The sequence below is a fragment of the Flavobacterium sp. SM15 genome (assembly GCF_022012335.1).
GTDB lineage: Bacteria > Bacteroidota > Bacteroidia > Flavobacteriales > Flavobacteriaceae > Flavobacterium.
In genome coordinates this window covers 1-9,467 of record NZ_JAKLTO010000012.1, presented here as the reverse complement: position 1 = coordinate 9,467, position 9,467 = coordinate 1, and the positions used below count along the sequence as shown (strand labels likewise).

Sequence of the window (9,467 nt, the reverse complement as noted above, 5' to 3'; positions counted from 1 at the left end):
ACAACCTGAATTAATAACCAAAATGGTCAACCTATTTCAGGACAAGACAATAACAGAAACTTAAAACACAATACTTGTCTTATTTTGAGAGATTTAGAATCTATTAATTCGTTAAGTAAGTTATCTAATCAAACTAATTCTAGATTTGAAATAATTGAAAACAAAAACAGTTTTACTATAAAAGCAAAATCCAACAATACATTATTTGCAATAATTTATATTTTTCTTTTAGCTTTTCCAACGACATTTATTATTCAAAATGTAAATAATTTTAATGCTTGGTTATCTTTGGGGATTCTTATAATTACAATTTTATTATTCTCAAGATTTTATATTACAACAAATGATATACAAATTGACTTAGTGAATAAAAAAATTCAAATCAAAAGTAACAACCTAATTGGAAAGTATTTAATTCCGAAAACCGAAATTAAATTTTCAAAGTTTGTTAAGTTGACGAGTAAAGTAAAAACCTCACAGAACACCAATATAAAAAATTATTACAACCGTATTTATATCGTCCATGAGAATAAAACTACACATCTTATTGATTTATTAAATGGTCCATTCTATTTTATAAATCATACTGAATTTATGATTCTGTTTACATCAATAATAAAAAACGGTGCATAACAGCGGTTTTGAGCAAGTGGGGTTTTAGGGTTTTATCGGTAATGGTCAGTGTTTGCCCTTCTCTCCTATTTTTCAACTTTTTTCTTTCAATCTTTTCGGTATATTTGTAAACATCAGTAACAAAAATCCCCACCAGCTCAAAGCCGGCGGGACGTTATGTGAGATTTCGAAAAAACTTTGCGGTAAAATTGTTTGTGTTACCATTTTTTGGTAACTTGCTTAAAATTTTTAAAAAGTCATGGGAAAAAACACATCAATATCATTAGGAAACCATTTTGAAAGTTTCATAGAAAGTAGTGTCAACAATGGCAGATTCAATAATGCGAGTGAAGTTGTACGTGCAGGTTTGCGCCTTCTTGAAGATGAAGAAAATAAAATTATTGCTTTAAGAAAAGCTATACAAGAAGGAATTGATAGTGGAATCGTAGAAGATTTCGATCCTAAAAAGTTTTTGGAAACATTAAAGGCAAGAAAAAAATAAATGTCTAAATATAACTTTACCAATAAAGCTCTCGACGATTTAATAAATATTTGGGATTACACTACTGAAGAATGGTCAGAAAATCAAGCTGAGAAATATTACAATCTAATAATCGCTTCATGCGCGGATTTGGCAAACAATCCGCAATTTGGAAAACCTTATGAAATTATTTCATTGAATGTTCTCGGTTATAAATGTGGTGAGCATATTATTTTCTATAGAGAAATTTCAAAAAATGAAATTGAGATTGAAAGAATCTTACACGGAATGATGGATTTGAAAAGTAAATTATAGAAACCTCACATAACAGCGGTTTCATGAAATTGGGGCTTGGGTAATAATGGAATGGTTTGGTTTTTAAAAGTCTTTGCTTTTTAAAAATTTTTCTTTCATTCTTTTCGGTATATTTGCTAACATCAGTAACAAAAAACCCCCAACTTCATGAAGCCGGCGGGACGTTAACAGCAACCTTGGAATAAAAAAGACGCAAAAATGACTAATACGAAATTTGACAAACTAAAATATTTATTAGAAAAGAAAAAGTTTGCGGATTCAGAATGGGAAAAAAGAGGTTTAAATCCATCGAGTTCAGAACTATGTGAGCAAATGGAAAACAAGCTAGATTTATGTTTGAGTTCTTTAATAAATCTGGTAGAACATAATTCATCTCAAAGCGATTTGAAAAAAGCTTTGCGTCAAAGTTTAAAAACTTTTGATAAATCAAATTTCGATACTGAAGAAAAAGATTTTATCTGTGATTACTTTTATCAAATATCAAAGTCTATCGACATCGATTTTAAAAATGAATTGAATAAATGGCTTTATGGTTCAGTTCTAAACTCACTTTTAAAAATTTCTGAATTAATAAAAGGAAAAGAGAAAGTTATTGAAACTCTATCGCAAGATTGTACAAAATGTAATTCTAACCTAGAAACTTTTATTCTGGAAAAAGATGATGAAATACCTGATTCTGATTTTTTCATCGTTAAGTGTAAATCTTGCGGTGAATATAATTTAATCGATAAAGGGCCAAAAATTAAAAGGCTAAAGTTTGGAGAATATGAATTAACGGAGCAATTATCTAGAAATGATTACAATTTAGAAGAGGCAAAAATTAGATTGAAACAAATTCAATATTTTAGAAAATAAAGGCAGCTGTTAACAGCGGTTTTGTGCAAGCGGGGTTTAGGTGTGTATCGGTAAGAGCCGGTGTTTGCACTTTCTTCTCCGAAGTGAGGTTTTTTCTTTCATACTTTTCGGTATATTTGTAAACATCAGTAACAAAAATCCCCGCCCTACACAAAGCCGGCGGGACGTTGTGCGACACTTTACCAAAACAGAAACTTAAAAAATTATGATAAAAAAATTAACTCTTATTACAGCACTTATTCTAACATCTTTTTCATTTGCACAAACAAATAATGGCAATGAATTATCATCAGAAGGAAATTCAAAAGTAAAAGTAAAACCAGATATTGCAATTTTTAGAATTAGTATTGAAAAGCGAAACACTATTGAAAAAGTCGCAATCAAAGAATTAAACGAAGAAGTTGAAAAACTATCAAAAACATTACTAAATTTAGGTTTTACAAGTAAAAACATAAAAGTCTCTGATTACGATATTTCAAAAAATGAAAATGAAGAAAACAAAAATGAATATGTTGTTACAAATTCGCTAAATATTGAATTCGGATTGGATAATAAGTTAATTGATAATTTTTACCAAGAACTTCAACAAGGAACTCACTCAGATTTAAACGTAGATTTTGTGACACAAATTTCATCAGAATTAGAAAAATCAACTAAGTTAAAATTGGTGCAATTAGCTATTGAAGATGCAAAAAGAAACGCTGAAAATATGTCAAAATCATTAAACGTGAAATTAGGTGATGTAAAAAATGTTTCAAAATTTGGTAATCGGTTAGAATATTCTGGAAAGTTTGCTGATTTAAAAGTAGCTGCTGCTGAAAGTCGTAAATTTTCAGCTCCAATGCCAAAAACATCATTTGATAAATTTGAAGTTGAGGAAGAAGAACTAGAAGAAAGTATAACTATTACTTTTGAAATCTTAAAAAAATAAAAGCGATCGCACAACAGCGGTTTCATGAAATTGGGGCTGTAGTATTTAATGGAATGGTCAGGCTTTAAAAGTCTTTTACATTTTTTCAATATTTCCTTCAAACCTTTTCGGTATATTTGCTAACATCAGTAATAAAATTTCCCCAACTTCATGAAGCCGGCGGGACGTTAACGGCAAGCTTGGCTGAACGAAACGGTAAAAAAAAATGAGAAAATATACAATCGTTAATACCAAAAACATCTTCATCATTAGTATCATGGTGATAAGTTTAACGGTTTTATCTATTTGGCTTTTCGGGCTTGGTACACATCGAACAATTATAGAAAATTCACTATTATCAACTACGATATTATCTATCGCTTTCCTCCTATTCATTTCTATCGGATTATACAAAGGAGTAAAATTGAAAGATAATCTTGGTAAAATAACTGATAGGTTTGATTCAAAGAAAATAGATAAATTAAAAGAAGTTACTTTAGATAGCAGTTCAGATGTTCCAGATGTTGGAGATGGAATCGCAGGAATAATAATGAGTATTATTTTTTGGTTTATTGCAGCTTTTGTTATCAGTTATTTATTTTGGTTTTTTGGAGCAATTTTATGGATTACAGTTTTGATTTTTATTGCAATGCTTTATTGGATTTTTTTCAGAGCTTTGAGGTTAGTATTTAAAAAATCAGCAGAATGTAAAGGAAATTATTCTAAAAGTTTATTATATGGTTTTAGTTATACTGTACTTTACAATTTTTGGATTTATGGAATAATTTTATTGATTCAGTATTTTGGAAAATAAAGCCAGCCGTTAACAGCGGTTTTCTGCAATGGCGGGTTTGGGGATTTTTTGGAATGGTTAGTGTTCGCATTTCTTCTTAAAAAGAAGTTTTTTCTTAATTACTTTTCGGTATATTTGTAAACGTCAGTAATAAAAAACCGCCACTGACAGAAAGCCGGCGGGACGTTAGCCGTCAGTTTGGCCGAACGAAACGAAAACACAACGAAAATGTATATTGAAAGAAAACATTTGATAGAATTATGCAATAAATTTCTAAACGAAGAAATTGATGCAAATTATCTTTCGGTATTTTCATCTAACGCTATAATGTCGGACGATGATGATTGGGACGAAAACGACAAAATAATTTCCGATACTTTATTTGAATGGGATAATGAAATAATTAATTTCCCAATTAATAAACTAAATATTAAGCTTTGGAAAAAAAGATTGGAAACCAATATTGATGAATTAGAAGAATACAATTTTTGGAATTCTCATATTGAAAAGCAAAAAACTATTTGTGAAAAATATGGTTCCAATTGGAAACCTATTAATAAAAATCTAAACATTGGTATTTCCGATAATTTAGATTTAGAAACTTTAAATGGATTGCGACACAAAACCAAAAAGGGCGAAGTTTGTTGGTTCATTTGGAGCGGAGATTATTCGGAAGACGATAACTTTTTCAAGCCAATTTGTGCTGAACATTTAATGCAAAGAAAGCCCAAACTAATTGACTATTTAGGACTTGACGAAGGATTTAGATTTCTAATAACCGAAAATGGATATGAAGATGTTTGGTTTGACGAAAAACTATTAAAGGAATAAAACCGAACGGCTAACAGTGGTTTTGCGAAATTTGGGCTTGGGTGTGTGTTGGGAAAAGTTTGTGCTCGCACTTCTTGCATAAAAATTCAAGTTTTTCTTTCACTCTTTTCGGTATATTTGTAATCAACAGTAATAAAAATCCCCAAACTTCGCAAAGCCACGGGACGTTAGCCGTAATTGGTGCGCCCTCCGAAGTTTTGTGTTTATGAATCCCCTAATTTTATTGTGGAAAAATATTAAGATGCTATCCGCAAGTCTTGCGATTGACATCGGTGGAAAGTTTACTTTCCAAACGCATGGCTGCGTTAAAGACTTGACGAAGTTAGTAAAAAAAATCGTACAAGTCAAATATCCAGTATATCTTTAATTGATTTATTATTGGAACCAAAAAATTAGCGGAAGCCTAAATCGAACTAATCATATCAAACATATGATCAATTCAATTTATGTTCATAAAGAAGTAGATTACGTAAAATTCAATTTTGGAGGAGGCCTTCCAACTCCGTTATTGAAAAAAACTTTGAGAATAACTAAATCAATAACTACGGCTAACAGGGGTTTGGTGCAATACCCTTTTTATCGTTTGTAGTGGTCAGTACTAATTGAAAAAATTAGTACTTTAGCAGAGTAAGGGAAAAAGGGTACTGCACCAAGCCCCATCCCGTTGTATGACATTTTAAAAAAACAGAACGTGCAAAAATCAAATTCAATATTTTTAAAAAACCAACTAACTAAATTTCTGTCCGAAATAGGGATTGAAAATTTTTTTACTGAAAATCCAGATGAGTTGGAATACATTATTGAATATGATCCCGAAGAAAAACAAGAAGCCAAAACCAATTCTGATGATATTATGAAATTTTGGTCATTACCAGAAAGAGTCGGGAAAAGGCTAAGTTTAAATGAAGTTTGTGATAGTTTAACAACATATAAAAACGAATTACCGCTGTGGATAAAATTAGCACTAACCGAAAATAGCAAAGTATTAAAATTATTAATAAGCAAAAGATTTAGAAAAATGCCGATAATTGAAGAATGGCATGTTTCGAATGAATACAAACCAATACTGAAATAAAAACGTCATACAACAGCGGTTTTGTGAAAGCGGGGTTTGGGTGTGTAATGGGACGGTCGGTGCTTCTACTCTCTTCTCTGAAATGAGGTTTTTTCTTCCAAACTTTTCGGTATATTTGTAAACATCAGTAATAAAAATCCCCGCCTTCACAAAGCCGGCGGGACGTTAGTGGCAATGCCGAAAAACTAGACGAATGAAAAACCAACAGATAGAAGATATAATAAAATTTCTTAAAAAAAATATTGAGCCATTAAACGACACTATTTATGGTCCAGGTTATAGAGCTGCTGTATATTTAAAGGATGGTACTTATATTCCTTGTGTAATTTTTAGAAATCCAAATTTATTAGTAAATCTTGCTATTCGAAGATTTAAAGAAGAGCAAAATAAAAAAAGTTTTTTTTCTAAATTCTCGTCATCGTCAAGTGCAGGATATTACAATATTGTCAAAAACTTTGTAACCAATGGTAACTGCATCAATTATTATGATATTGATTCGGTCGAAGAAAGTAAATACGCATTTCCTTTAAATATCCAAAAACAGATACAGGGCGAAACAACAATGGGATGGACTGGCTTTGCTGTGAAAATGAAAGATGCTAAATACTTTGCATTTGGCAGCTCGTTTCGTTGGGAGTTTTTTCAAATTCCACAAAATTATTCAGTCAATGACATAGAAGAAATAATAAACCACTCTTATGTGATTGATGGACAATTAATGTCACACAGAAATGGAGGAATGACATTTCCAGATGATTACAAACAAGCAATTATTTATCGTGAAAAACCATATTTCGAATGTTATATAGATAATTTATAAATGAAAAGAAGGCACAGCCACTAACAGCGGTTTTAAGAAATTGGGGCTTTAGTGTTTAATGGAATGGTCTTTTTGTATATTTGACTTCAGTCTTAACGGAATGGTCAGGGAACAAAAATCCCCAACTTCTTAAAGCCGGCGGGACGTTAGCTGTAACCGACGTACGAAAACCATAACCAAACTTTATACATTATGATAACTAAAAATGAGCAAAACGAAGAAGTAAGTAATTTTGAAATATTTGAAAAACAGAAAATATATTCGGAACGTTCTGTATGGGGTTTTTCTCTTTTTTTTACAACTCTTTTTGGAGGTATTCTGTTAATGCAAAATCTAAAAGATATTGGTAAAAAAAAGGAAGCAAACAACATATTAGTCTTGTCTATACTTTATTCAATAATTTCCATTTTAATTGTAAATATTCCAGACAATAATAATCCTTCTTTAAGTATATCTTTAAATGTTTTTGGAGGACTTGTTTTATCAAAATATTATTTTCCTAAATACTTCCCTAAAAAAGAAAACTTTGATAAAAAATCAATTTGGAAACCGCTAATAATTTCACTTATTGTTGCCGTGCCTTTTGTTTTTGCTTTATTCTTTGCCTAAAAAATAATAGAAGGCTACAGCTAACAGCGGTTTTGTGCAAGCGGGGTTTTGGGTGTGTATCGGTAAGAGCCGGTGTTTGCACTTTCTTCTCCGAAGTGAGGTTTTTTCTTTAATACTTTTCGGTATATTTGTAAACATCAGTAACAAAAATCCCCGCCTGACACAAAGCCGGCGGGACGTTGGCAGTAATTTTGTCCAAAAAGGGAGAAAATAAAATTATTGAATATGAAAAAACTATTTAAGATTATAGGAATTTATCTTTGTCTAATTGTTATGAGTGAATGTTGGTCACCACAACATTATTTAATTTCAGATATTGAATTTAATGGAGCAACAGTTAGCGAAAGAAAAAACGAAAGAGAATATAATCGGTTCACACAAACAAACATATTAAAAAACGATTTAGTTTTTATAATTACATATAAAACCCTTTTTAACGCAAGTTTAGATTTAGGGTTATCTGCAAAATGCTATGCCTTTAAAAGAGGAAGAGTTAACGATAATTCTTTATTAGAAAATACATATTCATTAAAATTTGACCATCCTTTTAAATATAAAAATGTAACAATAAATGCAAATCAAAATTTATTTGAAATCGATAAAATAAAAAGTCAAATAGAAATTTACGATGGTCTTTATACTGACAAAATATTTGAATTTAGCCAAAAATTTAAAAGTGAAAGTTTATTTACATCTGATGATTACGAAGTTACTTTTAATTGTAGCACATCTGACAATAGAAACTTTGAAAAAAAGATAATTGTAAAAATTGAAAATTAAAAAAACTACTGCCAACAGCGGTTTCATGAAATGGCGGGGCCAGTTCATAATGGAATGAGCAGGAATCAAAAGTCATTTCTTTTTTTCAATATTTCCTTCAAACCTTTTCGGTATATTTGCAAGCATCAGTAACAAAATATCCGCCACTTCATGAAGCCGGCGGGACGTTAGCGGTAATTTAACTTCACGAGACGAAATGAAAGACGAAATAATATATTTAAATCCTCAAAATATTCTTCATTTAAAATTGTTCAAGGCTATACATCCTACTGAAGTTCACCCTAAAGCAGATCACTGGAAGTTTATCTTTCAATTGTATTCAAGTAATGGAGAGAAAATACATAATGGATATTTTACAAATAATTTTTTAGCAATTGAAAAAGAAGAAGTCTTATTAATTGAACAATATGATGAAAGCATTTTAAACGAAGAATTAATCAAAACAGACGAAGATGTTAAAACGAATCTCAGAGTTTTTAATTTCGAGAAAAACATAACAGGTAATTTTTCAAAATTAATTGGAGGTGGATTCTTAATTAAAAGTTTTTCTAATGAGAAGATAATTTACTCTAAAGTTTTTAATGATAAAACTGCTGAATTTGAAATAAGTTTGGGAAATATAGAATTTGAGAAAATTAAATAAACTACCGCTAACAGGGGTTTCATGAAATTGGGGCTTTAAGGCTAAATTTAAAGGTTATTTCATATATTTGGCTTCCGTGGTTATGGAATGATTTGGGAACATATAAACCCCAACTTCATGAAGCCCCGGGACGTTATGGGCAAGTTTTCAGCAAACTGCATAAACCAATTACAATCTTAAATCGGAATGGAAATTTTTAAAAAAAACATGTTTTTGTTAAGTCTAATTTCAGGGGCAATTTCATATGTTTTAATTGCTTATCAACAAATTGGAATCAATAAAACTGTTGGATGGGCTTATCAAGATAAAGACATTAGTACAATTCTTTTATTGCTTCTTTGCGCAATCTTTATTATATTTTTTGGTATTTTAAAAATTACCAAAATTCAAACAAATAATCTACTTTCGATTATCAATATTATTTTAATATTCGTTTCATTAATTACTAATGAATATATAGACCACATTGCAGCAATTTTTATTAGCCTAACGAACTTTATAATATTTTTGGTGAATATCATTTTATCAATAAAAAATAGAAAACTTTATAAATATTAAACCAGCCCATAACAGCGGTTTTATGAAATTGCTTTGTTCAGTTTTAATCGGCAATGGTCAGTGAATATTTTTCTTTCTTCGAAATAAGTTTTCTCTTCTAATCTTTTCGGTATATTTGTGAGCAACAGTAATAAAATCCCGCAACTTCATAAAGCCGGCGGGACGTTAGTGGCAATGTTAAAAAT

At 30.4% G+C, this 9,467-nt stretch carries 14 protein-coding genes; all 14 read left to right on the top strand.

Annotation, left to right across the window (positions count from 1 at the left end):
• Positions 1 to 84 precede the first annotated feature (84 nt).
• The 14 genes from LZZ90_RS13820 to LZZ90_RS13755 all read left to right on the top strand — a co-directional run bounded on the left by LZZ90_RS13820 (position 85) and on the right by LZZ90_RS13755 (position 9,282).
• Positions 85 to 633 carry a hypothetical protein gene (locus LZZ90_RS13820; RefSeq protein WP_237791298.1) on the top strand — a complete coding sequence of 183 codons (549 nt, stop codon included), beginning with the start codon at positions 85 to 87 and terminating at the stop codon, positions 631 to 633.
• Positions 634 to 871: 238 nt separating this feature from the next.
• Complete coding sequence (locus LZZ90_RS13815; protein WP_237791297.1) at positions 872 to 1,114, top strand: type II toxin-antitoxin system ParD family antitoxin; 243 nt, start codon at positions 872 to 874, stop codon at positions 1,112 to 1,114.
• Complete coding sequence (locus LZZ90_RS13810) at positions 1,115 to 1,408, top strand: type II toxin-antitoxin system RelE/ParE family toxin (protein ID WP_237791296.1); 294 nt, start codon at positions 1,115 to 1,117, stop codon at positions 1,406 to 1,408.
• A gap of 198 nt (positions 1,409 to 1,606) precedes the next feature.
• Positions 1,607 to 2,263 (top strand): DUF4844 domain-containing protein, encoded by a 657-nt coding sequence (locus LZZ90_RS13805; protein WP_237791295.1) that lies wholly within the window; start codon positions 1,607 to 1,609, stop codon positions 2,261 to 2,263.
• A 205-nt stretch (positions 2,264 to 2,468) separates the two neighbouring features.
• Positions 2,469 to 3,194 carry an SIMPL domain-containing protein gene (locus LZZ90_RS13800; protein ID WP_237791294.1) on the top strand — a complete coding sequence of 242 codons (726 nt, stop codon included), beginning with the start codon at positions 2,469 to 2,471 and terminating at the stop codon, positions 3,192 to 3,194.
• Between the two features lie 205 nt (positions 3,195 to 3,399).
• Positions 3,400 to 3,987: a hypothetical protein gene (locus LZZ90_RS13795; RefSeq protein WP_023576867.1), complete on the top strand. Its 588-nt coding sequence runs from the start codon at positions 3,400 to 3,402 to the stop codon at positions 3,985 to 3,987.
• A gap of 207 nt (positions 3,988 to 4,194) precedes the next feature.
• Complete coding sequence (locus LZZ90_RS13790) at positions 4,195 to 4,797, top strand: hypothetical protein (RefSeq protein WP_237791293.1); 603 nt, start codon at positions 4,195 to 4,197, stop codon at positions 4,795 to 4,797.
• A gap of 430 nt (positions 4,798 to 5,227) precedes the next feature.
• Positions 5,228 to 5,386, top strand: coding sequence for a hypothetical protein (locus tag LZZ90_RS13785; RefSeq protein WP_237790726.1), 159 nt, complete (start codon positions 5,228 to 5,230; stop codon positions 5,384 to 5,386).
• A 102-nt stretch (positions 5,387 to 5,488) separates the two neighbouring features.
• Entirely contained in the window at positions 5,489 to 5,872 is a 384-nt protein-coding gene (locus tag LZZ90_RS13780) for a hypothetical protein (protein WP_237791292.1), read from the top strand.
• 193 nt (positions 5,873 to 6,065) lie between these two features.
• Entirely contained in the window at positions 6,066 to 6,692 is a 627-nt protein-coding gene (locus LZZ90_RS13775; protein WP_237791291.1) for a hypothetical protein, read from the top strand.
• A 192-nt stretch (positions 6,693 to 6,884) separates the two neighbouring features.
• The gene (locus LZZ90_RS13770; RefSeq protein WP_237791290.1) at positions 6,885 to 7,301 is read left to right on the top strand and encodes a hypothetical protein; all 417 of its coding nucleotides are present in this window, start codon (positions 6,885 to 6,887) and stop codon (positions 7,299 to 7,301) included.
• 225 nt (positions 7,302 to 7,526) lie between these two features.
• Positions 7,527 to 8,081, top strand: coding sequence for a hypothetical protein (locus LZZ90_RS13765; RefSeq protein ID WP_237791289.1), 555 nt, complete (start codon positions 7,527 to 7,529; stop codon positions 8,079 to 8,081).
• Between the two features lie 196 nt (positions 8,082 to 8,277).
• A complete protein-coding gene (locus LZZ90_RS13760; RefSeq protein ID WP_237791288.1) occupies positions 8,278 to 8,724 on the top strand; it encodes a hypothetical protein in 447 nt (148 codons plus the stop codon).
• 186 nt (positions 8,725 to 8,910) lie between these two features.
• Positions 8,911 to 9,282 carry a hypothetical protein gene (locus LZZ90_RS13755; RefSeq protein ID WP_237791287.1) on the top strand — a complete coding sequence of 124 codons (372 nt, stop codon included), beginning with the start codon at positions 8,911 to 8,913 and terminating at the stop codon, positions 9,280 to 9,282.
• The last annotated feature ends 185 nt before the right edge of the window (positions 9,283 to 9,467 follow it).

Bases quoted from the DNA above. Each gene is read 5' to 3' on its own strand.
- LZZ90_RS13815 (WP_237791297.1), top strand. From the start codon at position 872: ATGGGAAAAAACACATCAATATCATTAGGAAACCATTTTGAAAGTTTC.
- LZZ90_RS13810 (WP_237791296.1), top strand. From the start codon at position 1,115: ATGTCTAAATATAACTTTACCAATAAAGCTCTCGACGATTTAATAAAT.
- LZZ90_RS13805 (WP_237791295.1), top strand. From the start codon at position 1,607: ATGACTAATACGAAATTTGACAAACTAAAATATTTATTAGAAAAGAAA.
- LZZ90_RS13800 (WP_237791294.1), top strand. From the start codon at position 2,469: ATGATAAAAAAATTAACTCTTATTACAGCACTTATTCTAACATCTTTT.
- LZZ90_RS13795 (WP_023576867.1), top strand. From the start codon at position 3,400: ATGAGAAAATATACAATCGTTAATACCAAAAACATCTTCATCATTAGT.
- LZZ90_RS13790 (WP_237791293.1), top strand. From the start codon at position 4,195: ATGTATATTGAAAGAAAACATTTGATAGAATTATGCAATAAATTTCTA.
- LZZ90_RS13785 (WP_237790726.1), top strand. From the start codon at position 5,228: ATGATCAATTCAATTTATGTTCATAAAGAAGTAGATTACGTAAAATTC.
- LZZ90_RS13775 (WP_237791291.1), top strand. From the start codon at position 6,066: ATGAAAAACCAACAGATAGAAGATATAATAAAATTTCTTAAAAAAAAT.
- LZZ90_RS13770 (WP_237791290.1), top strand. From the start codon at position 6,885: ATGATAACTAAAAATGAGCAAAACGAAGAAGTAAGTAATTTTGAAATA.
- LZZ90_RS13765 (WP_237791289.1), top strand. From the start codon at position 7,527: ATGAAAAAACTATTTAAGATTATAGGAATTTATCTTTGTCTAATTGTT.
- LZZ90_RS13760 (WP_237791288.1), top strand. From the start codon at position 8,278: ATGAAAGACGAAATAATATATTTAAATCCTCAAAATATTCTTCATTTA.
- LZZ90_RS13755 (WP_237791287.1), top strand. From the start codon at position 8,911: ATGGAAATTTTTAAAAAAAACATGTTTTTGTTAAGTCTAATTTCAGGG.